This window comes from Vibrio crassostreae 9ZC13 (assembly GCF_000272045.2).
In the GTDB taxonomy this organism is placed as follows: Bacteria; Pseudomonadota; Gammaproteobacteria; order Enterobacterales; family Vibrionaceae; genus Vibrio; species Vibrio crassostreae_C.
This window is the reverse complement of sequence record NZ_AJYZ02000019.1, coordinates 124,954-151,953: the sequence shown is the minus strand read 5'-3', so window position 1 is coordinate 151,953 and position 27,000 is coordinate 124,954. Positions and strand designations below refer to the sequence as shown.

Sequence of the window (27,000 nt, the reverse complement as noted above, 5' to 3'; positions counted from 1 at the left end):
CTCTTTTTGTGATTAATCCATACTACAGATCAATAACTAGCAAGGATTAGCATGAACAAATCATATGTAGCTTTACATGCCTACTTCTTAACCGTGAAGACAAACTGCATAAGTAGTTAAACGAACTCCTGTACAAATACACAATGCCGTTTCAAAACGGTAATCTCGAGTCTGTTACTTTTAGATAGGTTATTAAAAACGCCATAAACTATCATAGATGACTATACTTCAATTAGATCAAATTACGCTTAGGGATAATGTATGTTTGGTGACTATTTAAAGGAATTGAGAGTCTCACTAGGTCTTACTCAGAGTGAGCTTGCTGTTAAGTTAAACCTTGCAAATGAAGAGTTTCGCTCTGTAGACGTGGTAACTCTCAGTCGTTGGGAACGAGGAAAAACCAAACCAACACTTGCAAAATGCCTAAGAATCTTGCGTTGTTTACAGGTTGACCTGAGTGACTTTTATGAATTAATACCGAATCCAAACGAAACAAAGCTACTAGACGAGATTGAACAACTTCGTTTTAATAACAGGGTAACGAAGCTTTCATCATTAAGTTATGAAGAGCCACAAGAGCCACAAGAGCCACAATCAGCTTTAATTACTGAGATGCCACTTCTTTTGAAAGATGATGACAAGATACTATCTAGCCTTAAAATATTTTACGAAACAGCCATCCATACACCGAAGGGTTTTTTCGACATTAATCTATATGACTACCAACAAAACAAACGAGCTATTTTAAAAAGATTTATAACAGAAAGCGGGCAGTTGGTAGGTCACTCACTTAGTTTTATATTCGAAAGTGACTATTTTGACAAAGTTACTCATTCAAAAATCATTGATATCGACCTGACAAAATCTGTCAGTTATAAAAATTCGACTAAGTTATCGGTTTGTAATTATAATCGTTACTCTTCTAATTTCCAGATATTTCGATGTATGTTAGTTTCTCAATTTATAAACCTAATTCACTATTCAAATGTTCAACGTTATTATTTCTTTAATGCATGGCCTGAAAGCGGACAAATTTTAGAGCAACTTGGATTTAAGAAAATAGCATTTGATATTGAGTCAGAAAAAGGAGGTTTTAAATTAGGCAACCGCTCATTCGAACATTGCTTATACGAAATTGATACAGCGACACTTCTTTCTCAACCCGAAATAATAACCCTCATAAAAACAACCCAGTGGGATAACCAATACTCAATCAAAAATCATTAGGCATAGCCAAGCAGCCTTTAAATTAAGATGCCTACCATCTTAAGTTTCTACACATAATAATACTTCGCCTTATGCAAAAGATTGGAGAAAACTACTGTGTTTGGCGAATACTTAAAAAAATATCGAATCGCGAATGAACTAACACAAAGTCAAGCAGCTACAAAGCTCAACTTACTCGGAGGAGATCTATCGAACATTGACACAGTTACACTTAGTCGATGGGAAAGAGGAACAACTAAACCAACTCTTAGCCGTAGTATTCGTGTTTTGCGAGAATTTACCAACGATCTCGAGCCTTATCTATCTAAAGTTAGTCATTTACTACATCAAGACCCTAGTTCTAAAAATAGAGTTGATCAATTCGACTCTCTGATGGAAGAGAAATACCGTAGTTTAAATAATTTGATCGCCAGAGCAAATTATCAGTCAACATCGATGATCGAACACAATCCTGTTTGTGAATATCCGATTGGAAATTCTAATGATAGTGAGATTGTAAATTCTGTACTTGTTTTTCATGAGAAAACCTCTGATGAGAATATTAAGCATGGACTCTATAAAATCGATTTTTTAAACTATTGCAATGAAAAACGTTTCATTGCCTATAAATATGTCGACAGCGTCACAGGGGAGCTATTAGGACATAACATAGGCACTATATTCACGACTGAAGGTATGATCTCCGAAATTGAAACACTTTCTCAAAAGTCGATTGATGAAATAGATTTAAGAAAAACCGTTCCTTATAATAAAAGCCGAAAATTAGCTTATTTTGCGGTGAGCCAGCATTCGCTGTACGAGCGACCTTTTCGTCTACAATTAAATAGAGAATTCAGGTTTCTAGCAAAACACGCTAACATTACCGACTACTACACAACAGTTGCTATAAAGAGCTCAGCAGAAGTACTCGAAAAAATGGGATTTTCTGTTGTTTCGTACGAGAAAAAATCAACCAACGGTGCAATCAAAATTGGTAAACACTATTATTCTAAAGCTTTAATGCACATAAAAACAAGCCAGCTATTTACTCAACCCGAGTTCTTGAACTTGCTTACAGGCTGTCAAACCTGTTCAAACCCATGCTCAATTAGCTCTCAGTGTTGCTAAGCGGTCTCTTTCCGCGCACATTAACAGGAGTACCAATCCATCGAAAGATAGTTGTGATGGATGAACTCCTGCTTGCTTCAATCTTTCAAAACACAGCTCTACAGTTTTGACATTCGTATTCGATATTATTGAACCAATATACCTCATTATTTTCCCACTTAAATTATCAGTACAATCTATATACTATGTAATTAAGCGATTGAGTATTAAAGCATATGGTAAAAAGTTAGAATCTAATATGCTATGTTCGCTTGACTACATGTCAACCTCACGAACAATTACATCATCTACTTCATTGTTTAGTAATGTTACATAACTGCTCTGAGTCATGCCTCTTACAGCTTTCGTGTTTTGCATGCCATCCACATTCGTTAGACTTTTGTCAGAATAAATTGCTCGTATATCTCCATCGACTCGGCCTGAAAACGTGACATCATCAGCACTAATAGAAGCAATCGCTGAGGTTGCAAAAAATAAAAACGAACATAAAACGACCTTAATATTGACAAACGACTTCATAAACACCTCAAATGTAATTGGTTACATATGAGAGTTTAGCTTATTCGCAGGAAAAAAGAAGTCTAATGCCTATCAGCCACTCTTGCATCCGTGATGTTAGATTTGTAAACATTAATTTGTTCAGAAAAGTCCATTCATAACGATCATGACATAGCATGGATACGGCCACATCAATTCACCAGACTTATGCATATTATGCACTGGTTAGCGATTTGATGGCAGTTAAACCTTAGGGAGAGACCGAAGAGTAAAACGCTAATACATATCTTGCAAGTCTTCATAGTAGTTTAATGGTTTTACATTAAGAGAATTAAATTTTATCTAACTTCGTAATATTTAATACCTGAACCTAAGATCTGGTATGTAAACCATGATTCTTGGCAACACTTGATTATTCACATCAACGTAAGCTATGTAAGATCATAGATGAATAGTTAGACAGATTTAATCGAGTGCAAAAAAAAAGCATCACCATACCTTATAAGAAATAGGTCTAGTAATACTTTAATATTGATCAGGTTACCGGTAAGAGCTTATTCTAATACTTGGCCAGGAATGAGCAAATCAGGATTTTCAATATCATTACTCTCAATGATCTCTTCTAAATCGAAGCCGAACTTTCTACGTAGTTCATATAACCAATCACCTTCTTGTACGACATAAGGTAATGTCGGCTTAACAGCAACTTCGGATATACTGTTAGACATAGTATCGAAGTCACAGTCCGTATCAGTTGGGTCAGATGTGCAATCCGGAGCTTTCGTAATTTCAAGTGACGAAGGGCGAGGTTCAACTTGGTCAGACTCAATCTTGCGCTTGCTGTCATTGAAATAATAAGATAATCCAACCACGGCTTCTCGTTGATTTTGCCCAAAATCATCATTCAACGTTTGATTAAGTGCGATACTCGCACCGAAATATTCATTCAAAGCATACTCAGCAAGGTACTCTATTGTTGGATATTTATCTTCAAATCCGACTCCAACCTTTAAATCAATTTCTTCTCCATCATGTATACTATAAAGCAAACCTAAATCAGGTATGTACTCAGAATCATCTAATAATTTATAATGTTTGATACCTAGATTCAATTGAAGTCGGTTATATTGGTAGAGAAAATAAATAGATTGAGAATTCTCAAACATATCTCCATCAAAATTATAGCCATAGTTTGCCCCTACCCCCAAAATATGAGCAGTTGGCTTCTCAGCAACCGCTGCACCGCTGGTTAGTACTAGAAACATAAAAAAAATATTATTAATTAGTCGGTTCACAGGTTCACCTCATAAACAACATTAAACGACCCTTGGTAATTACCTGAACTGAGTGCATTTCCATCGACATCAAAACTAACATCGTATGCTACATCAACTTTGTTACTACCTTCTCCATTCACTGTAATCACTTCTGAATCAGGAAAAGATGCGGTATTAAGTACTCCGTCTTGGACAATCACCTTGTCAGGGCTTTCGCAGCCAATGGCACACGTGATTGTGTAGGGTATCTTTTCTAGCGAGTTATCAATATTTGTAAGCTCATAGTCACCTGACGTAGGGCTAAATGTCATAATAACGCCTGTAGGTAAAGTCCCTAACAAGCTAACATCATACCTCGTTGTACCAGAGATCCTTTTTGTTGCAGTATCATACTGGGGTTCAATATTCCCGTCTCCAAGTACCGTTAATGATTCAAGGATCGCAGCTTGATAATCAATCGTGATAATTAACGTCTCCGGCACTCTGGTATAAGTCATCGTACCGGTTTGACTTGTAAAAAAGTAAGTGGGTGAAAGGTTAATTGATGCCGTAAAAGTTCCAGATCCAACAGGGGCTGCGAACACATCATTACTGATATTAGGCAAAGCGAAAGCAGGTCGATAAAACTTAAAAGGCTCTATTCGGCTTGTTGCTGTGTAACCCATTCGCGACACACACAAAGTCGACTCTTGGCCCACTTTCGCACTCGAACCACTTATATTTGTAGCTGCACACTCATTGGCAACTCCCATTCCCACATTTGACCCGTAGTCTTTTGATGTGAAATAACTAGCCGAGCTACCCAAATTGTACTCAACGCCTAACAACTCCAGGCTGGTGTTAAAACTTTCGCCTGTAGAATGATTAACAAAGCTAACGTTATTAACGGGTTGGTTATCCATCGTTGCGGGATACCACTCTGCCGTTGGTTGCTCTTGCGCTATCGTCCATGCAGATGGAGATATAGCTTCACTACCGAAATAACTATTTGGCGCCGCATTGTTCCAAACCACAGAGTTGTTTGCTGTAATCGTTCCGTATACATCTGCAGCATGGCTACTATCTAAAGCCGTGAATAATAGCGCTATACTAATTAGGCTATTTCTTTTTAATAGTGATATTTTTGTTATAACTGTAATCATGGTTGGCTACCTTAACGGATAACGAATCGACATTTTGCAGGCCTTCTGCTAATTTTATGGTTTTCTTTCGACCAGATAGTATTGTATTAGTTTGTTTACATTTGTTACTAACAGAATTCGGTTTACAGTTATCAAACTGCATGTAGAAAAATGTGTTACCATTATTTTCCACATAAACTTCTGAACCGTTATATTTAACTTTGTAGTCAACATTAGTATTTTTTGCAGGTACAATATAATAAGGAGCATAACCATAATTAATACCAATTATACTTTCTTTTTTATCTCCATCGATAACGCTAGGCATGAAAGTCACTTGATAAACTTTGTCCTTCTCTAAATCATCACAATTAACCTGACATAAATTCTTTACTGATACACGACGTCTTTCCCCCGGATTTAATATCAGTTTATTGGGTAATAGCGCAAGATCCCATAAAGGTAAATTATCTTTTGTTAGCTCTACCTTTTCTAACTCTCCGTTTTCAACCTTTACTTGGCTAACGTTACCTTTTATATATTCAGGTTCAGTTTTCGAACTAGTCAGAGTAAAAACTCCATTACCATCTTCTCCAGCTATAAGAAGCATTTTATCTATGCTAAATGCATGGCTAAAAGAGGTCGTCATTAATAGTATCGAAGTAAATATTACACGTTGCATAATTTTCTCTATGTTAGTTATAAGCATATGGCGTCATCTCCATATGAACTGCATAATTAATGAGTTCATCAACATACAGTTTGTTTGCCGTAGTTAGTTGCTCAGGAGACTTAGCGAATATATACAAATAACCGCCAAGCTTTTTGTTTATAATTTCAACACCTGAGTTGTTCAGTTTGTTCTGATAGTTCAATACAATATTACTATCCTTGTATTGCCCTAAGTAGTAATAATAAACACCATCAACTAGGGCTATCTGATAACCTTCACTATTTTCTTCGAATGATGGCATACAGAAGTTATTACCTAAATTCAAATTATTAACCGATGATAACTCCGGTATTACACATTGGTTTTCCTTAGATATAATTTTGTAAGGTTGTTTATCTTTCACCTTAAATTGATACACACCTTCAACAAGCTTGTCAGTAGAAACACAACCTCCACCGATACATTCAACTCCGTCTATTGGATTTCCATTTATATCACTAAACGTCGATATAAATGATTTCAACTCAGACAACGACGTATCCAAACGGATAACAGTTCCTGGATAACTAGTAGCCGACGTAGAAGACTCACCATTGTTGTAAAAATCAGAGGCTTCCGTATCAAGCTTGAATTCATATTCATAGAACTCTTTTAATGGATATACCGTCAAAGCATCTTCACTAACATAAGCATTGCTTTGTTTTCCATTCTGCTCGGAGTTAACTACCGCCAAGAATTTTCCATCCGAAGACAGTTCCCCTGTATCATTATTCGAAATAAAATAAGAAGATGACTTTTCACTCGTAAACTCTATTCCTTGAGAAGTTACGATATTACTTGTACCAATATATGCAGAAACACTTGTATTACTACTTGAATTGATATAGGCATAAGAGTTTGAGTCAATATATTTATTCTTATAATTTGCAGACAATGATAAATCGGCACTGCTTTGGTCTTCAGTAGAATCTTGATAATAAAGTCCCGCAGAGCTTGATACATTTAGATTGTTTCTGTTAATTAGACTACTTGAGACTGTATCTCTATGCGATAGCGCAACATCACCACTATCATCTATTTGTGCTTGTGTACTATGTGTGTATGTGTTTTCCTGGCCTATTGGAATAATTATTGAGGCCATAACACCATAATTTATATCGCTCGATTCACTTGCTGATAACTCTAAGTTCACCTTTGAGTCAAGTGGTAATGATGATATCTGCACGCCACTTCTTGCAGACCAACTTTCTGATTCATTATTATAACCATTACTAAAATCTTTATATTGGTTTTTTGTTAATATACCCGATATATATGATGATATATTTCTCGTTAAGTACTTGTTGTAATTTACTGATAATGACGTATAGTTCGAGTTACTGAATAAAAGTTGAGACAAACTAATATCTCCAATACTATTATCATTTTCACTATCAAATTTTGTGTAAGATACACTTAAGTTATAAATCCCCACATCAAAATTATAAAAACTAGATCCATCGTCAAATAATCCTGTTACTGCCGATATTCTGGACACTTCCCCTAAAGATAAGTGACCACCAACATAATTATAATTATCTTCCCCTGTAATAAACGAACCTGCACCCAGTGCAAAAAAATCCGTAACTTGATAGCTCAATTTCCCATTGGTGAACATTGGACTTTCATAATTATCATAAGCAAAGTTGATGGATTTCTGGTCAAAATCGTCCTCTAGTCCCGTATTCGTCAGGTCTCTTGATAAATAACCGGCTGTAATATGATAATCTAGTTCGCCGGTTTTAATCGACGAAGAGCTTGTATTGACTATCAACCTATCTTCTGTGTAAAACTCTTCACTGCCATCAAATATTCGAATTGTCGCAGTATAAGTACCAGATGGTAGCTCGTTATAGTCAAAGTATTCTTGCCCTGCATCCACATTACGACTTAATAGAACACGGCCTCTATCATCATTAATTTCTAGTCGACCAGCTCTTGAAATGTTCAAATAGACTCGTCTAGAATTAGGAGATGATTTTTTTACTAGCTCTCTCGTCGATCCAATCGACAACATGTAACCAGAAGTTTTGCTGCCATTTTCTAAAAACTGAGTACTATTCCAAGAGCGTTCTTGGTATTTATACCCAACAGAGAAACGAGTATTACCACCAACATAGTTATACGATGAGTCATCCGAACTGAAACCATTGACATCACTAAAGTTTAGATCATTATGCAAATAGCCATACTTGCCAAAACCTGCATAATTTTCATGTTGATAAGAATAAGACGATGTATAATCAGTGTTGTCGCTATAAGAACCAGATAGATTCAAACCATGTGACATAATGATCGCGTTTTGATCGATCTCTTCTTTTACAAATTTTATTTCTGACTCTTCTATTATCTCAGTTAAGAATTGTGAGTTAACATGAATAATCAATGATTGGCTATCTGGCACATAAACAAAATCATATAAATCAGGTAGTAGACCACATTCACTTCGATAACCTTTACAATCTAGGCTCGATTCAACCCCATTTACCAGTGTTGTTGCCATCGCATCGCTAACATCTTTCTCAATACCAAGTTCATTCGCCAATGCTTGTGCTACAAGTTGTTTTTGTGAAGTGGGAATTCTTACTTCATCACCCGAGATGAAAGCTTCCGAATAGAATAATTTGTTGTTATCAGCCGAGAGAATTAGTGGCATTCTTATCAACTTCTCTTCAAACATATCTTCAAATCCATCTGGAATATTTGCGACGGATTTTGAACTATATATTATGGCCAAGAAAAATATGATAATTAAGTTTAAACCAAACCAAAGTCTAATAAACATTATAGTTGAAGCTCCACATTGAACGTAATACGACCATTGCAATCTAATGGCTCATCACTCGGTATATTTTTATTTGTCACTAATTCAAATTCATTGGTAGAGTTTTCATATTCAGTATTTTTAATATTATTAAATTCAAAGTTTGGTATATCTAAAATATCAGAGTAATGTTTTCTATCGATATAGAGATCGACAAAATCATCATACATAGTCTCACCGCTATCGTTGAGAACACATTTAGAAGTGAACTCTGATATGTTATAACTGTATTCAAACGAATCCCCAGCGCTTGTTGGTATATTCGTTCTAATATAAGAATAAAAACGCCCATTTAGAAAGGTTTCGTTCTCACTATCATACTTCAGTGCAATAAACTCATCAGATAAATCTACACTTATAGAATAGTCATACAAATTCGCTCTATTTATTTGTGTATTTACTGGAAATGAATAGCTTTCATAGCCAAAGCTATTGAAACTAAAAATAACAAGCAATAATAGAAAGAAATAATTTATATAGATATTCATTTTCATCAGCCTCGAAAAACAAGGCACTTAGTTAATTAAGTGCCTATCAAATAATGAGATTTTTTCTTATGGCAAAGTTGCAATCATATCAACGTTAACGATAACTTCTGTACCAGCAATATCATCTGGAGTTGAGTGTGCTGTATCGTTAGCAACATACAGTTGAATCGTATCGCCTGGTGAAAGTAGAGTTGAAGCTAAGTAGTCAGCTGAAGTAAGTTCCGTCCCTGTAAGGTTATCGCCAACGACAATGTTAGGCTGTACTTCACCCATTGAAGCTGGAAGCACATTTACTTGTGATACCGTCCAGTTAGCTGGAGTTAAAGCCCCAAGCAAAGCATCCGTGTAGTCATGCGCTTCCAAAACAACTGGTTTAGTCGTTGCGAACGTACCGTCACTGTTCACCTGTAACGTACCAACAAAAGAAGTAGCGTCTTCACTACCGCCCGCACCAGTAACAATGATGTCACCGTTGGATACAAAACCAGGAACAAAGCCGCTGAATACTGCAGAACCAATAGAGGTATCGCCAGGTGCAGCAAAAGCCGGAACAACAGTAATTGCAGACAATAATGTAATGAGTGTTAATTTTTTCATTTTGTTTCCTTTAATATAATATAAGCATTGCGTTAGCCTCTTGCTAAGCAGCAGGCATATAATATTGAAATAACTGCGTTTTAGGTTAGCACGTTGGAATTATTTATAGTTAAATATGCCTAGTCGATATATCGCCGACTAGTTCATTTATCTAGGGAATAAGATCTGTACAATAAATACTTTCAGTTACACTAAATTGGATATCATAATAACCATTATCAAACTTTGAGAAAGGTGTTTCAATTGGATATGAGAAGGGGTAACGCTGGTGACTATCTGAGTTATAAAAATGAGCATCATAACTATTTTATTATATTGCTTTATATAATATTAATTATGACCATCACAAGTTAAACTACCTAAATCGTAACCTAAGTTATTATAATCTAGCGTTTAATTTACAAGTGATGTCTTTAGTTGGGGAAATAGAGTGAGACGGAGAATTTACCTTTCGGTTATTAATTAATAAATATCAACATGACAATAACACGTAAATAATTCGCATTAAAAATGCCAGTAACATCGCTACTGGCTTACTAAAGATTTTCAACCTACTTTAAAGGAAGACAGACTCATAACTATCATCTATAGCATGATAAAAAAACGTGTACTTGGACACCAAGGTAATTATAGGTGGCCTCATAAGTATCTTCAGGACCTCTATAATACGTGATACCACCGTTTTCCCCACTTGGGTCCGAGTAATTATTAATGTAAAACTTATAGAGATAACCACCTCCTCGGAACCAAAACTCATCTAGGTAATCGGCATGTGAATATATACGACCTGCAGGTATGGCTTTATATGCAGGGTCTTCATTCCAAGCGCTAGCAAACCGAAGTGCAATAGTTGACGAGTCAAATTCTTTCCACCCACCACCATCGAAGTTTATTGATGAGCAGTAATATTGAGTCTGGCTGCTATTATATCCAGACTCTATAAAGTTCGTGTCATCTGCGTTATACCCATCACCTCCGATTATCGAATACGTAAAATCGGCAGTATCATTCGGAGCAAAAATCGAAGTATCATTATCACTATAGCGGAGTACTTGTTCTCTCGTAAGCAACGGAAGAAATTCACTTCCTTCATATGAGGTTATACCCAAAGGTGCGAGTAAAGTAACGTTCAAGTTATCACAAAATGAGGCATAGCAAGCTTCAATATTAACATTAAATTGATCTGTATTTGCGGTAGAATACGCTGTCAAGATACCTGTATGTTCATCAAAGGTAATAACGTCCAACTCAGTTACTGTCCAATTGACATATTCGGCTGGAACTTGTTCCACTTCGCCAATTGAGTTAGTTATAGTCGCCTGATATAATTCATGTTTATCTGTATCTAAGTCAAGTTGAATCGAAGACACACCATTTAAACTGATAGATACTGGGGTGATTTCTGGGATATAAAGAGCATTAGTACAAAGAACATAATTTACCTCTTCATTATTACTAGCAGTGACTGAACCATCAAATAGATTGACTAGTGTTGTGGTAGTTTCATCAACCTGGTCACGAGTCCAATACGGTTTGTCATTTGGATATCTATAGTCTGTAAATATTTGACCATCAGGCTTCCAAGCATAAAGTTCTTGCAAATCTGCTTGATCCGGTAAAAAAGCACCTCTTGCAGTACAAATTGCTTCAGCAACACCTTTCGAATGCGCTACGGTTGTTACATTATCGACGGCATTGGTGCCATCTCCTGTTCCTATTATTTCGAATTCAATACTCGCAGTTTCTGCCTGCTCCATAGTTAAAGGTGGAGTAACAGTAACAGATCTGACTTCATTAAAATCAATTATCGGGTATAAGTCTTCGGATTTTAACTTTATTATCCCGGTGGCATAGCCTCCTTTGTTATCAGAGACAACGTAAGTGATATTGTGATAGCCAGAATTAGAAGTAGTAAACGTGAAAATAGTGTCATTGAACAGATTACCATCTAAGTTAGCATCTTCTATAATGGCAACATCAGCATCGTAAGCATAGACATCAATTAATTGTAATGAATCACCATTAGGATCAGAAATGAGACTCAAAACGTCAATTGTGACCGTTTTCCCGTATGGAACTTCTGACACTATTTTTAAGGTATCAGGATCGGTAAATGTCTGTATATATGTAGAGTTAGCTATTGGAGCACCATTTACTGTTGTTGAAACTGCAATATCCAGGCTACCACTAAGAACATTTACTCCATCACTATAGCTATATAAAACCCTCTCAACTCCAGATTCAAGTCCAGCACCTGGAGTATACTCTATAACGTTATTCGCGGGATCAGATACTGCTGATGAAAGCGTTGAATCGCTATTAGGCAAAGTTACCGTCATACTAAGTGTATAGCGACTCGTGTCGACCTCGTACCCCAAATTTGCTAACTCGTCCTTCACGTTCACCGAAATGGGTGTTCCAGTTGAAGTTGCAGATGATATGGGTATTAATTGTTCACTGTTTTCAGCTATAGCGATTCGAGCTGTAGCCTCACTATAGCCATCATAAGATATCGCTGTTGACATTCTTGACACAGAGGATCCAACACGAAATCGGTAGTCACATAGGTTTACTTGCGTTGCTTTAATATAAAAACCATTTTGGTCGTTAGAAACCACATCGCAATGATAGTCAGAATTAAGGGATTCAACATTCAGCAGAGCAACAGGTGTCCCATCAGAACTTTCCATATTGTTGGAGAGATCAACATAAAAAGTTTCACGAGGTTTAGTGTGCTGCATGGTATCTTGAACGGAGTAAAGTACGTTCGATTGATCTGGGCTATCTGGGCTATCTGGGCTATCTGGGCTCGAAGTAGAACCAACTCCTGAATCACCATTACAACCTGAAACAGCCAAGATTAAAGCTACCTGTAACAAATTAGCCTTCTTTGGCAACACATCTAACATATCGTTTGACCTTTTTAAAATTTAACCTAGTAGCGTACGAATTCTACATTCGATTGCGATGTTATCTTTTTGCAACTGGATATGTTTAGCAAATATGCAAAATTGACTCTTGAAAATGCCTAGTCATAAAATCACGGCCAAACTTCAAATGATTAAATGTATATCTTGATGGGAATACTGATTATAAGCATTTGGTTATAAATAGATAAACTGGTAGGCATTAAACACTTGATACTAGGCTAGTATCTTGAGATGTTTAGCTTTCTATCTTGATACATTAAGGCAGCAATGCAGTAACACTCTCGAGACGTTCTATAATATGAACACGTTTACCGCATTGAACTTTCATTGAATAAAAAGGATTTATCATGAACAAACTCGTCATTATCATCTTATGTGTACTGCTTCCGCCTGTTGGCGTGTTCTTCGCTCGCGGCGCCGGGAAAGATTTGGTGATTAATATCATTCTTACTTTCTTCTTCTGGGTTCCAGGAATGATCCATGGTCTGTGGGTAGCCACCCGTTAACCCTTATTAACAAATAGATACCGAATAAAATATCCATAAAAACAAGCTCCTAGCCATGAAGAGTTAAAAATAGGATGAAATGAAAGTACTTTTCCACTATCATCCTGTCGCCTAAACGTAAGCGATTGCTTTCACAGATTTCGCCGAGTTTAGGCTCCAACTACATAACACTTCAAATGGTGGGAGCCTTCAATGACACAACTTACGATTACTCGTCCTGACGACTGGCACGTTCATCTACGCGATGGCGAAGTATTAAAAGATACAGTTCGCGATATCAGCCGTTACAATGGTCGAGCGTTAATCATGCCAAATACGATCCCACCGGTAACCGATACCGAAATGGCTCTTGCTTACCGTGAACGCATCATGGCACAGCAGCCAAGCGAGCAATTCCAGCCTCTAATGGCACTTTACCTGACAGACAACACAACACCTGATGAAATTCGTAAAGCGAAAGAATCTGGCGCTGTTGTAGCAGCGAAGCTATACCCTGCTGGCGCGACGACTAACTCTGATTCAGGTGTAACTTCAGCTCAAAAGATTTACCACGTACTCGAAGCAATGCAAGAAGTGGGTATGTTGCTGCTGGTACACGGTGAAGTAACGGCTCACGATGTTGATATCTTTGACCGTGAAAAAGAGTTCCTAGACACAGTTCTAGCACCGATTGTTAACGACTTCCCTAACCTGAAGATCGTTCTAGAGCACATCACGACGGCAGATGCTGCGACTTTCGTTAAGAACGCTAACGAGAACGTAGCGGCAACCATTACTGCTCACCACTTGCTTTATAACCGCAACCACATGTTGGTTGGCGGCATTAAGCCACATTTCTACTGCCTACCTATCCTTAAGCGCAACACACACCAGTTAGCACTTATTGAAGCAGCAACAAGCGGTAGCAAGAAGTTCTTCTTGGGTACAGACTCTGCACCACACGCTAAAGGTGCAAAAGAGTCAGCGTGTGGTTGTGCAGGTTCTTACACAGCGCACGCTGCGGTTGAACTGTACGCTGAAGTATTCGATTTAGAAGGCAAGATTGAGAACCTAGAAGCATTCGCGAGCCACAATGGCCCAGACTTCTACGGCATGCCACGTAACTCAGATACAATTACGCTCGTTAAAGAAGAGTGGAATGTTGCTGAAACGATGCCTTTCGGTTCAGACATCGTTGTGCCAATCCGTGGCGGCGAGGCGATTGCTTGGTCTGTAAAATAAGCACTTGGGCTGTTAAATAAACACCCTCCATTTAGCGAAAAGGGTCACCATAGTAATTATGGTGACCCTTTTTTGTTTCGATGAAAGACTGTCTTATTCCCAGCAGTAATTTAACGATTACTTACCGCGAATTTTTCCGATAGCAGTCCAAATAGCAACGACAATCAATCCAGATAAAACCCCAATCACACCATTTAATAGCGTTGGTACCACCGCAGTCGCAATCGTATGTCCACTGAAGTCCATAATAATCGGTTCAATTAAGTGATGAATTGCTGGAACGTTGTGTACCACAATACCGCCGCCAACCAAGAACATCGCAGCCGTGCCGACAACCGCAAGCATCTTCATTAGCTTTGGTGCAAATGCGACTAACCCATTACCCAATCGGGTTTTAATGGCACTCCCATTTGATGTGCGTTGGAGATAGAAACCTAAATCATCCAGCTTAACGATCCCTGCCACTAAGCCATAAACACCAATCGTCATCACAACCGCTATCAAACTCACCACAAGAATCTGAGTCACGATACTTGTACCCGTTACGGTACCCAGCGCAATTACAATGATTTCCGCAGATAAGATAAAGTCAGTCCGAATCGCGCCTGCTACCTTTCTCTTCTCATACTCTTCAACAGATTCACCCGAGCTGCTTTCCTCATCTTTCTCTTCGTGTTGATGAGCATGAGGAAAAAGCTTTTCTAAGATTTTCTCTGCCCCTTCAAAACAAAGAAACAGACCACCAATCACCAGTAGTGGCATGATCAACCAAGGAATGAATGCACTGATCAATAGTGCTGCCGGAACCAAAATCAGCTTGTTTTTAAATGAGCCTTTGGCGACCGCCCATACCACTGGGATTTCTCTTTCAGCAGAAACACCGGATACCTGCTGGGCGTTAAGGGCTAAATCGTCACCTAATACGCCTGCGGTTTTTTTAGCGGCTACCTTAGACATCAATGCGACATCATCCAACACGGTTGCAATGTCATCTAGCAGTGTTAGTAAACTTGCTCCAGCCATTTTGTTGTCTCTTTATAAAGAATTGAACCATCAATAAAATGTAACACCATCAATTCACTCATCAAAGTTATGAGTCTGTAAAAAATAAAGTCACAAGTTGTGTTTTCTATTGCTGTCTCTGTTAGACAGGAATAATCTGTCTTAATCTTTCACGAACATAAAAGAAAAAGTATTGATGAAAAGTGAATCTACCTACCCGATTGGTAAGCCAGGGCAAAAATGGCAACAAGCAGAACGTGAAGCATGGTTAGCTCAACGAACGGTTAAGCGTGAATACCAGCAAGAAGTTGTACCAAAGATTAAAGCACTTGCAGACCGCTTTGACATCGAACAATACGGCGCACTGAGCTACGACGAAGCTCGCTTCCCACTCTTCGCTATCAAGAGCAAAAACTGGGACGAGTCAAAGCCGACGATTCTGGTAACAGGTGGTGTTCACGGTTACGAAACCAGTGGCGTGCATGGCGCGATCAAATTCGCTGCGACTCAAGCAGAAAAATACACGGCGCACTTCAACATTGTTGTCGCACCTTGTGTGAGCCCTTGGGGCTACGAAGTGATCAACCGCTGGAATCCAAATGCTGTTGATCCAAACCGCTCTTTCTACGACGGTACGCCAGCAGAAGAATCAGCAAACCTACGAGCTCTAGTAGCGTCTCTGCCAGAAGTATTGGTTCACGTTGACCTGCATGAGACGACTGACTCTGATGAAACTGAATTCCGACCTGCACTCGCAGCTCGTGATGGCATTGAGTACATCGAAGGTATGATCCCAGACGGTTTCTACACTGTTGGCGATACTGAAAACCCACAACCTGAATTCCAAGCTGCTGTCATCGCTTCAGTTGAAAAAGTAACCCACATTGCGCCTGCGGATGACGAAGGCAAGATCATTGGTTCAGACGTCACTCAACACGGCGTGATCAACTACCCAATGAAGAAGCTTGGCTTATGTGGCGGCGTGACTGACTGTAAGTACGGTACAACCACAGAGGTTTACCCAGACAGTGACAAAGTAACAGACGAAGAGTGTAATGATGCTCAAGTTGCTGCTGTTGTTGGTGCTTTAGATTACGTTATTCAGCACGAATTGAACGCATAAGCTCATACCCGCTAATAACTAGAACCGAGCACCTAGAACTAAGAACGAAAAGAGCCACAAGTGATGATTCACTTGTGGCTCTTTTTTATCTGGTCTCTGATTTCTTCCTAGGCATAAAAAACTCTCTTGCACCAAGTACAAGAGAGCTTTGAATCATGCTGAGTAAAGTAAATCTCTATCTAGCGACTTACTTAATTCACGATTTATTTTGTAGTTTGAGTTACGGTTTCTTGCCCTTTACCGACTTCTGTCAGTAGGCCTTTCAACAAGCTCACGCAACCAATCAAAAGAATGATCGTAAACGGCAGTGCTGCAATAATCGTAATAGATTGCAGAGCTTGGATTGATTGAGTACCACCAATCCACAGCATCACCATCGCGATAGCACCTGAGATAACCGCCCAAACGACTTTCTGTTTCACTGGCACTTCTAATTTACCACCCGCCGTCATGCCATCGATAACGATAGAACCTGAGTCCAACGTTGTAACGAAGAACACGATGATCAGCGCGACTGCGAGAACAGACAGAATGCTACCGAACGAGTAAGCATCTAGCATGTAAAACAAGCTTAGAGATACATCTGTAATGCCTTGGTCGAGGCCAAGTTGCCCCACCTGATTAATCACTTGCTCGATAGCTACGCCACCGAAGATAGACATCCAAGCTGAAGTCACCAATGTTGGGATAATCAATACGCAAAGTAGGAATTCACGAACCGTACGGCCTTTAGAAATACGCGCTACGAACATACCGAAGAAAGGTGCATACGCTACCCACCATGCCCAGTAGAACACAGTCCAACCATGCAGCCATGTTGTGTCTTCACGACCCGCACTTTGGCTCAAAGCTACGATATTTTTCACATAGCCCGTTGCCGCCGTTGCCATTGAATCAAGCACAGTTGTGAAATTCAATACAGCGATAAGACCAAGGAATATGAATGCAATAACCATGTTCAGGTTACTTAGGAACTTAACACCACCGTCCATACCACGTAGTACAGAGATGATCGCCAAGCCCATGATCAGAACGATGATAGATTGCTGAAGGAAGATGTTGTTTTCCAAGCCGAACACGTGGCTAATACCACTTGCTGCTTGTGTACCACCTAAGCCCAATGAAGTCGCAAGGCCAAACAGAGTAACCAGTACGGTTAGTACATCGATTACATCACCAGTTTTGCCCCACACACGCTCACCCAGAATTGGGTAAAACACAGAACGCATTGATAGCGGTAAGCCTTTGTTATAAACAAAGTACGCCAGACAAAGCGCCGTCATGCCATAGATAGCCCATGCATGAAAACCCCAGTGGAATACGGTTGCGCCTAGCGCCAGTTCACGACCAGCGGCTGTGAAAGGTTCTGCGTCTAATGGCGTTCCGAACCAGTTAGTGAAGAACGCAGTTGGCTCTGCAACACCCCAGAAGATAAGTCCAATACCCATACCTGCTGCGAATAACATCGCAATCCAAGATGACATTGAATAGTCCGCCGTCGCGTCTTCGCCACCTAAACGGATTTTACCCAACGGTGAAAAAGCAAGAACAACAGCAAACGCTAGCATGATGTTAGCTCCCCACATAAACAGGAAGTCAAACTTTGATAGAACAGCACCCTTAATAGAATCAATTGCAGCTTTAGCATCTGCAGGAGGAAGAGCAAGAAGAGTGATGATGAAGAGAAGAGATAAGCCAACTGAGGCTACGAAAACTGTGTTATGGACATCCATGCCCCATTTACTGACGTTGTCTTGACCAACTTGATAGTCAGTAGAATCAATACTGTACTTTTTTGATTTAAAACTCATAAATTATGATGTTCGCATATCCGATTCAACGAATATAAGGACGCTCTCCATATCCAACTACTACTTGATTGGCTCGCCGCATCGCCTAAATAAAAGGCAATAAAAATCACAATAGTTAGTGATAAATGGACTTACTGGCTCAATCCCAAGGCGCGTATTATAGCACAGCTCAAAGCATTTTGACTGAGATTTCGCTCAATAGTCGCCCAAACCACCGTTGACAATGATAGTTAACCTAATAAAAACAGAATAAAACAAAAGAACAAAATTATTTAAATACAACAACTTAAATCAAAACCACACACTGTAACGTCACATCCAAAATTTCTGCATATAATTTTGATAATCGCCCAATTTACTTATAGCTCTAATAAAAAAGCCCCGCTATAGGGGCGGGGAAAGTTACCAAAGGTAAAAGAGAAATCAGTGCTCAAATGTCAGTGCTGCGTCTCACAGATCAGCACTGCACATTTCAAAGACAATTCGTTAGATTGCGAAGCAAAAACCTAGGTTATAGTCTTCACCATTTTTCGCCGTGAACTCTTTGTCTTCACTTGATGCATTCGGGCGGCCACTTTCATCGCCTTTTACTAAGCTCACCCAGTGACGGATGCCAGAAGAACGGCTCGCCTCAGTTTGACCAAACGTGGTGCACGTCTCTAATTGGATATCTTGAATATCAACCAACTCCAGGCGGCCAGTGCCTTTACGAGCACCGATTGTCACTTCAACGTGCGTACCGCTTTCATCACGGAATAGGATTGCTGAAGGCTTAGATTTATCACCTGTGTAAGCCACAAAGTGTTTAGCGCGTTTCAAACCTGTGTGTTCACCGTTTTTGAAATAAACCTGAACGTGTCGGTAGTCAATCTCGTAACTCACTACATCTTCATGTGAACCCGTCTCTAGAGGAAATAGAGTATCAAGCAACTGTTTCGCCATTTTTTGTTTTTCGAGTTGCTTGTCTGCTTTCACCATTTCGACGGCAAAGACAGCTTCAGCAATAAATGTTGAATGGTTTCTGTGAAGTTCTGTTTTGTCTAGTGTCAGCATATTCATAGTCTATCCCTCGTACGGCTTTAAATTTCATTTAGGTCAAACATCCCAATTGACCCTTTTCAAAATTGTTCTTTACTGTGTGGTTTCCATGTTTTTCATACTACTTGTATTTTTGTCACAATTTCACAACAAAAATTTCACAGTGTGAATTTTACTAAATTGCTTTTTTACACACTCCTATTTTTAGGGGTAAAAAGAGTCGTAAGCCATTAATTTAAATAGACTTACGATCATAGAATATTCATTTTTACGTCTTGTTTGAATTTGTGTAATAACCGACCCCTACTAGCTTATTGTCGATAACACGGTAATACGTGTGCTTGGTTTCGACTTTACTCGACAGCGGGTTCAACCAACGATAAGTGTAAACACCTCGGCCGTTTTCTTTCGCAAGGTTCAACATCTCAGTAAAAATTGGCTTATCGTCAGGGCTTAGAATCTCGCTGTGCGAACGCCCAACTAGCTCAGGAGAGACCCCATGCGCCAGCAACTTTCCAGAGCTCATATCCATCACAAACACATACAAATCCCCTTCTACAAAGCTGCCATCGGCATCATTAAACTCATTTAGGCTCTCTTGTTCTGACTCCACTATCGCGGTCATCGCTCTCGCCAGTAAATTCTTTGCTTCGGCCGCACTGGAACGTTCAGGGTAATAACCGACAGCGACAATCACATCACCCACACGTTCAAAGAAAGTCGTTTTCGGCTCACCCATTCGATCGGTCGGATTGGTCCAGTGATACTTCACTTCACCAAAACCGTTGTGTGCTGCTTTGGTGATCATTTCACGGAAAAAAGGATTACCGTAGACGTCTTGCGTATCTAAAACACTGTCACCCACTAACACCATTGACGAGCCGCCGCTGGCAAGGAATTGGCCATCAATGCCCAACGCAAACACATAAAGCTCACCATCGATATATTCAGGGTCACTCATGAAGTCTTTGACGCTATCGTCGCCCTCTTTTTGAACGTGTATCACTGCCTTGGCAAGCAAGGTTTTGGCTCTTCTTTCAGCCTTACTGACAACATGTGGTTCAGAAATATCGAGCACATTGACAGGCTTGGCTTCTTTCTCTATTTCAGAGTGTTCCGCACGTAAACTAATACCACTCACCACTGCAAACACGGCACAACCAATGAGGATGATTCTGGATAAATTCATGGTTATCTCTCCTAATAGCCGACTAAGGACGGTAGCCAAAGCGTAATTTGTGGGAAGAAAGCGATAACGAAAACGCCCACAACAGAAGCAAGAACAAAGGGATGGATCTTCGCGGTGATTTGTTCAACCGTGGAACCCCCTATTCCCGAGGCGACAAAGATATTTTCCCCAAGCGGCGGCGTTGCAAAACCTATCGATAAGGTACACACCACCACGATGCCCACGTGAGTTGGATCAGCGCCCAGCATGTACATGATTGGCAGTAACACTGGCACGATGATCATGATCGCCGCTAAGGTTTCCATAAACATGCCGATGAACAACAACAAGGTAATGGTTAGCGCCCACACCATGTACATGTTGTCGGTAAAACTGAGTAATGATTCAGCCACGACAACCGGGATCTTTTGCTCGATCAACAAGCGTCCAAATACTGTTGCTGCAAAGAGGATCAACAACACACGTCCGGTGATCCATGTCGTGGTCGATAGAGATTTCATCACACTTTTGAACGACAATTCGCGGTGAATAAATACACCCACAAACAACGAATAGAATATCGCTACAACCGCAGATTCTGTTGGTGTGAACATGCCGCTGTAGATACCGCCAAGAATCAAGAACGGCGCTAATATCGACCATAAACCGCGGCGCAAGTAGTGCCTTACATCGCCAAACGACCAGGTTTCAGTCAACCCTTTATAGCCTTCTCGCTTAGCAATGAAGTAGTTGGTTACCACCAGCGTCGAAGCCATGATGAAGCCCGGTACAACCCCAGCAACAAACAGTTTTGGAATAGACAAAGAAGCAAACTGGCCGTGTTGAGCAATGGCTTCCGGTGGCGCCATTAAGCCCATTGCGGAGATACCAAAGATAACCAAGGGAATGGATGGTGGGATGATAATGCCCAAGCCACCAGATGCAGCAGTAACTGCCGATGCGTAGCTCTTATCGTAGTCACGCTTGACCATCGCAGGCACCATTAGCATGCCTACCGCAGCGGTGGTTGCAGGGCCTGAACCCGAGATAGCACCAAAGAAAAGACACGCCATTACCGTTGCTGCGCCAAGGCCACCTGTTACGGGACCCGCTAAGCTTTCGGCGATATCCACCAGACGTTTGGAGATACCCGCCGCCTCCATTAATGCACCCGCAAGAACAAAGGCTGGCAGGGCCATTAGCGGGAAGTTACCCACCGAGGTAAACGCGATTTGTACTAAAGCGATGGGATTTTTGTCGAGCAACATATAGGCCGCCATCGAAGCGCCAGCCAGTGATACTGTGATTGGTGCGCCCAGAATTAACAGCGTTAAAAAGCCACCAAATAAAATTAGAGTTAAATAGGATTCCATTATTACATCTCTCTATTACGACTATTCTCTGTGATGACTATTGCGCTGACTTTTGTGCCGTCATTTTGCGCAGCTCTTTGACTTCTGGATCTTCGTTGGTTGCGCCTTTGAATAAACGCTCATAGTTGTTCCAGATAATTCGAATCATCATCAGTGAAAACGCGATAGGTAAAATCATGTAGAAGTACTTCATCGGGATACCTGTAGTCTGAGACTTCCAAAACAGATTCATTTTGTTGAACACGAAGTCGTAGCTGAGGTAAACGAAGTAGCCGTTGAAACAGAGCCATAAGAAGTCAGCGATGGTTTCACTCACGGTCTGCACGATTGGCGGAAAGAATTTAAAGTGAAAGCTCACTCGGTTGTGCGCCGACATCTTGGCCGCAACAACAGCCCCTAGATAGGCAAACCAAACGAACATGTAAGTAGCGACCTCATCCCCCCAAGGGATAGAGTAATCAAAGAACTGACGAGTAAGGATTTGTGTGAACAGCAATAGGACAAAGCTTGCGAGCAGCAGACAACATGTATATTCCTCAATGTTGTTTAGGTGCTTTTTTATTGTTTTAGCGACTGACATATAACCTCCAATGTTGATTTCCACATGACAACCAGTCGCTCACGGTCCTAAAAAGATCAGGTACAGAACAGATCAACGAGTACAGCCATGTAAATGCCCTATCTCACTGTTCTATCGCTAGGTGATTAAGTAGCGCAGAACAGCAGATAGGGCGAATCTAATCGTTACTTTCTACCTAGTAACTCAAGAACGTCGTCTAGCTTGTCTTTGCCTCCAATGCTTGAGTAGAACTTAGGCCAAACTGACTTAGTCACCTTGCTGATCCACTCTTGCTCGTTGTCTGCTGGGTCTGTGAATACCATGCCTTTCGCTTGTAGCTCTTCACGGATCTTGTTTTCCGTATTTTCTAGATAAGCAAAACTGTGCTCTGTCGCTTCCTGACCTGCTTCAAGAATGATTTTTTGCATTTCAGGAGTCTGTTGTTGGAAGACCGTTTCACTCACAATTAGAGGTTCCAAAGAGAAAATGTAGCGAATGTTGGTCACGTACTTTTGTACTTCGTTGAATTTCATCGCGTGGACTGTGATGTAAGGGTTATCTTGTCCATCTACCACGCCTTGTTGCAGGCCAGTGAAAGTCTCAGACCACGCCATTGGCGTTGGGTTTACACCCCATGCTTGATAAGACGCGATCATGATTTCGTTACGAGGAACACGAATCACTAGCCCTTTCAAATCTTCTGGTGAAGCAACAGGCTTTTTCGAGTTGGTCAAAACCCTAAAGCCAGAATAAGCCCAACCGACAATACGAACACCAGCGTCACGAATCGTGTTATCAACTAAATCTTGGCCTACTTGACCTTGAGTCAGTAGCACTGCTTCTTCTGCGCTTTGAATCACGTAAGGCATGGTCAATAGACCAACGGTTGGAGAGAAAGGCGTCACGTTGTTGATCGCCAGTACAGAGAAGTCGAGAAGACCGATTGCTGCGTCGTTTACGGTGTCTTGCTCATTGCCTAATTGGCCATTCGGGAACAGGTCGATTTTCACTTTACCGTCTGTTTTTTGCTCCATCAGTTCAGAGAATGAGGTCGCTAATTCCCACTGCGTACCACCAGCAGCATCGCCGATAGCCATTTTAAAATTCGCTGCTGCCGCGGTATGAGATAACACCGCTGTTGCTACAATAGTGACACCAGCAATAATTTTATTTTTAATCAATTTCATAGTCTTAACCTTTCCTATCATACAGACGTCCTGCCTGTACTTTGCTCACAAGGTGACCTGGTACAACTTTCCTGGTCGTAATTCTATTTCCCTATTTTGGAAACAATGTTCGGGTAGTTACAGCCTTTCATCCTTTAACGAATACCACTGATAAAGGAACCGCTGCCCTACTCTTCGAAATGGTGCAAACATCTCAGATTCCACCACTTCCCTCACGTTGGGGAACGGAAGTTTTGATTCAAATATTGGCAAGTCAAGCTTATGACCTTCACCTGCGATCCACTGGGCAAGGCGCTTGCCTGCTTGAGCGGAATACATCACACCATTGCCGCCATACCCTAGTGCGTAGAAGATGGATTGCTTTGGATTCGGCTGATAGATTCTTGGCATCATATCGTGGCTAACATCCACCCACCCCCACCATGAATAATCGATTTTGATCTGATCGAGAGACGGGAATTTTCGGGTTAAATCCGCTCTCAACATGTCTTCGTATTTCTTTTCAGGTGCGTTCTTGCCACTGATGGCACTGCGTGTACCTATCTGCACTCGGTTATCGGGTAACAAACGGTAGTAATGACGCAGGATTCGGGTATCAGTAATCACCTGATTGGTTTTGAAGTTACACGCGGCAATTTCGTCTTGAGTTAGCGGACGCGTCACCATCGAATTAGAAAGTACCGGCAACAAGCGATTCTTAAGCTCTGAATGCAAACCTTGGCTAGTGTATCCACCGGTACAAACCCCAACAGAACGTGCCTTCACAACACCGCCGGGCGTTTTTAGGTAATGCACACCGTTGCGTGTTTCCCAACCCATAACAGGGCTAGCTGGATGCACTTTTACACCGAGTGCTCTCGCCTTTCTTAGATAGCCAAACGCCAATTTCCCTGCATGAATACCAATGCCTTCTGGTTCATGCATTGCGCCTGCCGCTTCTTGGTCACCAACGTAATCTCGTTTTACGGTTTCCGCATCTAAGATCTGCGCATCGTAATCGAACGTGTCACGCAGCAACTTGGCTTCTTTCTCGAGTGTTGCCATCACTTTTGGACGGTGAGCGACGTATAAGTGGCCGCCCGGTTGTGGGTCACAATCAATGTCTTTGATCAGAGACTTAAAGGTGTTCATACCATCGACGCATTCGCGATGCATTTTCAGTGCGGTTTCTAGTCCCCAGCGTTCAATCCACTGAGAACGCTTCAAACGTCCTGACGCACACTGAGCCTGGCCACCATTTCGGGTACTGCAGCCCCAACTCATACGGTTAGCTTCAATCACAGTCGCTTTAATGCCGTACATTTCAGCAAGGTGTATCGCGGTGCTTAGGCCTGTGTAGCCTGAACCGATTATCGCCACATCCACATCCATATCCGATGTAATTGGACCATCATCTTCAGGTGGCGCGCCTGCGGTATCTACCCAATAAGTCGGGGCGTATTCCTTACCGTGACCTGGGCTCTTGTCTTTAAGTGGATCGTATTTTGGATCGTATTTATCTTGTGCTTGGGTGCTTTCTTTTGCTTGGGTGCTTGTCACCTTTGGCGGCACATCGGCTGCCGGTTGTTCCATTACTAAACTCATAATTCGACTCTCCTAGTCATAACACGTGGACTGATTTTGGTTTCGTGTCTAGCTCTTGGGAGTGTTGTTAGGAGTCAAAAGAGGTCGTGTTTTACGGAAGGCATTTTTTACGCTGATTTTTCCATCTTTCAGGGTAAACACATCAACCATACGAGCTTCGATGACGGTGCCATCTGGGTTAGTCGCAGAGAACGTTGATTCGCTTACCGCGCGGTCTCCACACACAAAGTGGACAGGATCGCTCCAGGCTGCATCTGGAAAGTTCTGCCAAACCAATTCAAAGCTATTGCGAACGGCTTCGTACCCTTCGATAGTGTTGCCAAGTTCGCCTTCTCCTGCCACGGTGTGGAAGACACAGTCTTCGGTCATAAACGACATTAGCGCTTCAATATCATGGTTATTCCATGCATCACTAAAAGACTGTAAAAAGGCGGTGTCGACTTGGTTTTCCAGCACGAATGTCGCTGCATTGGTTTGCATATTCATATTCCAGAATCCTTTATGTTTTCGTTATTGGTTTAAATTTCAGTAGCTTTGCGCCACTTTTTTATTAGAGTGTTTAAACTAGATCTGTGAAATTTAACAACTTGATAACAAGCTTCGCCACTCTAACTTCGAGTTACTTTATAAACAATCTTTAAGCTCACAGATTTCATCTTTTTATAAATTAATTAGTGTTCTAATTTTATTTACACAGTCACTCACTATATTTATACGAGGTCTAAATAAAATAATTAGAAATACTAGACTTTAGTCGAAGTCAAAATCTTGATGGTACTTTCGGCCATACTGCTCAAGCTGACGATCATGAGTATTAACTTGTAATTCGATATTACCCTCACCTTTATTAATTTCTTGATTACCATCTACATGGGCTTCATTTTTCAAATCATCCAGTTTATCTTCAATATATTTTGTCGGTTCATTTAAAACATTCATGGAGGTTAATTCCTTTATCAGGTTTACTTTCGCTGATGGAAGAATATGAACGGACACTAGACCGTTTGAATATTCTTTCTCATCGTACCAAGGCTGAATGGCATCATTGCCACCTTCCTTAAATGGGTGAATGGAATACCACTTATCCTTGCGTTGCTCTTGCTGATCACAATCAGCCACATTGAATATCTGAGTTCTATTCAGGTCACATGGTGAGTTAAAAACACTAACCTTATGATAATCAATGGCTTTAATAATATTGATACAGTCTTTGCTTTGGCTATGACACACAGACCACAACGCATTGACCAGGTTATCTGTCCACTCAAGTAAACGGGTTGGAAACCCCTGTTTCTTGGCTAAACACATCAATAACCAATCGTTTATCTCGTGTGCACTCAACGAATGCCCGCCATAAACTCTCACGGTCTTAAGAAGCTCTTGTTCGACACGGCGAATATTCTTTCGATTTGAGCGACCTAAGCTTGGCATCAGGTTATTATTCTCATAGTCACACACGTTATAAATCAAACCACGATGCCCACTACACTCTGTAATAAGTGAATCGATTATTTTATACAGCTCTTCGAGTGAGCTTATATAATGTTTATTTTTCACAACATGCATACTACGATTCACTTAATTTAAATTCGGTAAAATCCAAATATCAATAACCCCATCAATCGATGATAAAAACCAACCAATAAT

General features: G+C 40.6%; 23 protein-coding genes. 5 read left to right on the top strand and 18 right to left on the bottom strand.

What is annotated here, in order from left to right; genetic code table 11:
* The first annotated feature begins 261 nt into the window (after positions 1–261).
* Together A136_RS02155 and A136_RS02150 are read left to right on the top strand one after the other, a co-directional pair.
* On the top strand, positions 262–1,227 hold the full coding sequence (locus tag A136_RS02155) for a helix-turn-helix domain-containing protein (protein WP_017062771.1): 966 nt from the start codon (positions 262–264) through the stop codon (positions 1,225–1,227).
* 96 nt (positions 1,228–1,323) lie between these two features.
* A complete protein-coding gene (locus A136_RS02150) occupies positions 1,324–2,334 on the top strand; it encodes a helix-turn-helix domain-containing protein (protein WP_017064303.1) in 1,011 nt (336 codons plus the stop codon).
* 255 nt (positions 2,335–2,589) lie between these two features.
* Here A136_RS02150 and A136_RS02145 read toward each other — a convergent pair whose 3' ends face one another.
* The 8 genes from A136_RS02145 to A136_RS02110 form a co-directional block, all read right to left on the bottom strand.
* Positions 2,590–2,853: a hypothetical protein gene (locus tag A136_RS02145; protein ID WP_017062773.1), complete on the bottom strand. Its 264-nt coding sequence runs from the start codon at positions 2,851–2,853 to the stop codon at positions 2,590–2,592.
* A 533-nt stretch (positions 2,854–3,386) separates the two neighbouring features.
* Complete coding sequence (locus A136_RS02140; RefSeq protein ID WP_017064302.1) at positions 3,387–4,127, bottom strand: LysM peptidoglycan-binding domain-containing protein; 741 nt, start codon at positions 4,125–4,127, stop codon at positions 3,387–3,389.
* Positions 4,124–5,251, bottom strand: a complete 1,128-nt coding sequence (locus tag A136_RS02135; protein ID WP_017059956.1) for a hypothetical protein — start codon at positions 5,249–5,251, stop codon at positions 4,124–4,126. Before A136_RS02135 ends, A136_RS02140 begins: the two co-directional genes overlap by 4 nt.
* A complete protein-coding gene (locus A136_RS02130) occupies positions 5,208–5,912 on the bottom strand; it encodes a hypothetical protein (RefSeq protein ID WP_229647381.1) in 705 nt (234 codons plus the stop codon). Before A136_RS02130 ends, A136_RS02135 begins: the two co-directional genes overlap by 44 nt.
* Before the next feature lie 13 nt (positions 5,913–5,925).
* Complete coding sequence (locus tag A136_RS02125) at positions 5,926–8,727, bottom strand: CS1-pili formation C-terminal domain-containing protein (RefSeq protein ID WP_017067435.1); 2,802 nt, start codon at positions 8,725–8,727, stop codon at positions 5,926–5,928.
* On the bottom strand, positions 8,727–9,254 hold the full coding sequence (locus A136_RS02120; RefSeq protein WP_241846862.1) for a hypothetical protein: 528 nt from the start codon (positions 9,252–9,254) through the stop codon (positions 8,727–8,729). The genes A136_RS02125 and A136_RS02120 overlap by 1 nt, the downstream gene beginning before the upstream one ends.
* Before the next feature lie 66 nt (positions 9,255–9,320).
* Positions 9,321–9,851: a hypothetical protein gene (locus A136_RS02115; RefSeq protein ID WP_017064298.1), complete on the bottom strand. Its 531-nt coding sequence runs from the start codon at positions 9,849–9,851 to the stop codon at positions 9,321–9,323.
* A 581-nt stretch (positions 9,852–10,432) separates the two neighbouring features.
* Positions 10,433–12,760 (bottom strand): adhesion domain-containing protein, encoded by a 2,328-nt coding sequence (locus tag A136_RS02110; RefSeq protein ID WP_017064297.1) that lies wholly within the window; start codon positions 12,758–12,760, stop codon positions 10,433–10,435.
* 368 nt (positions 12,761–13,128) lie between these two features.
* On the opposite strand from A136_RS02110, the gene A136_RS02105 reads away from it, so the two are divergent.
* Both A136_RS02105 and pyrC read left to right on the top strand, forming a co-directional pair.
* The gene (locus A136_RS02105) at positions 13,129–13,287 is read left to right on the top strand and encodes a YqaE/Pmp3 family membrane protein (RefSeq protein WP_017059962.1); all 159 of its coding nucleotides are present in this window, start codon (positions 13,129–13,131) and stop codon (positions 13,285–13,287) included.
* A 192-nt stretch (positions 13,288–13,479) separates the two neighbouring features.
* The gene (pyrC, locus tag A136_RS02100; protein ID WP_017064296.1) at positions 13,480–14,508 is read left to right on the top strand and encodes a dihydroorotase; all 1,029 of its coding nucleotides are present in this window, start codon (positions 13,480–13,482) and stop codon (positions 14,506–14,508) included.
* Between the two features lie 117 nt (positions 14,509–14,625).
* Here the strand turns inward: pyrC and A136_RS02095 are convergent, their stop codons facing one another.
* Positions 14,626–15,531 (bottom strand): DUF808 domain-containing protein, encoded by a 906-nt coding sequence (locus A136_RS02095; protein ID WP_017064295.1) that lies wholly within the window; start codon positions 15,529–15,531, stop codon positions 14,626–14,628.
* A gap of 175 nt (positions 15,532–15,706) precedes the next feature.
* Here A136_RS02095 and A136_RS02090 point away from each other — a divergent pair, with 175 nt between their 5' ends.
* The gene (locus tag A136_RS02090; protein WP_017064294.1) at positions 15,707–16,633 is read left to right on the top strand and encodes a M14 family metallopeptidase; all 927 of its coding nucleotides are present in this window, start codon (positions 15,707–15,709) and stop codon (positions 16,631–16,633) included.
* Positions 16,634–16,836: 203 nt separating this feature from the next.
* Here A136_RS02090 and A136_RS02085 read toward each other — a convergent pair whose 3' ends face one another.
* The 9 genes from A136_RS02085 to A136_RS02045 form a co-directional block, all read right to left on the bottom strand.
* Positions 16,837–18,444 (bottom strand): BCCT family transporter, encoded by a 1,608-nt coding sequence (locus tag A136_RS02085; RefSeq protein WP_017064293.1) that lies wholly within the window; start codon positions 18,442–18,444, stop codon positions 16,837–16,839.
* A 486-nt stretch (positions 18,445–18,930) separates the two neighbouring features.
* A complete protein-coding gene (locus A136_RS02080) occupies positions 18,931–19,503 on the bottom strand; it encodes a malate synthase (protein WP_017064292.1) in 573 nt (190 codons plus the stop codon).
* Between the two features lie 247 nt (positions 19,504–19,750).
* On the bottom strand, positions 19,751–20,671 hold the full coding sequence (locus A136_RS02075; protein ID WP_017064291.1) for a cache domain-containing protein: 921 nt from the start codon (positions 20,669–20,671) through the stop codon (positions 19,751–19,753).
* A gap of 11 nt (positions 20,672–20,682) precedes the next feature.
* The gene (locus A136_RS02070) at positions 20,683–22,023 is read right to left on the bottom strand and encodes a TRAP transporter large permease (protein ID WP_017064290.1); all 1,341 of its coding nucleotides are present in this window, start codon (positions 22,021–22,023) and stop codon (positions 20,683–20,685) included.
* Positions 22,024–22,060: 37 nt separating this feature from the next.
* Positions 22,061–22,603 (bottom strand): TRAP transporter small permease, encoded by a 543-nt coding sequence (locus A136_RS02065; RefSeq protein WP_017064289.1) that lies wholly within the window; start codon positions 22,601–22,603, stop codon positions 22,061–22,063.
* Positions 22,604–22,767: 164 nt separating this feature from the next.
* Complete coding sequence (locus A136_RS02060; RefSeq protein ID WP_017059971.1) at positions 22,768–23,769, bottom strand: TRAP transporter substrate-binding protein; 1,002 nt, start codon at positions 23,767–23,769, stop codon at positions 22,768–22,770.
* A 117-nt stretch (positions 23,770–23,886) separates the two neighbouring features.
* On the bottom strand, positions 23,887–25,353 hold the full coding sequence (locus tag A136_RS02055; RefSeq protein WP_017064288.1) for an NAD(P)/FAD-dependent oxidoreductase: 1,467 nt from the start codon (positions 25,351–25,353) through the stop codon (positions 23,887–23,889).
* 48 nt (positions 25,354–25,401) lie between these two features.
* Positions 25,402–25,839, bottom strand: coding sequence for a nuclear transport factor 2 family protein (locus tag A136_RS02050; protein ID WP_017064287.1), 438 nt, complete (start codon positions 25,837–25,839; stop codon positions 25,402–25,404).
* 264 nt (positions 25,840–26,103) lie between these two features.
* Entirely contained in the window at positions 26,104–26,919 is an 816-nt protein-coding gene (locus A136_RS02045) for an FRG domain-containing protein (protein WP_017064286.1), read from the bottom strand.
* Positions 26,920–27,000 lie beyond the last annotated feature (81 nt).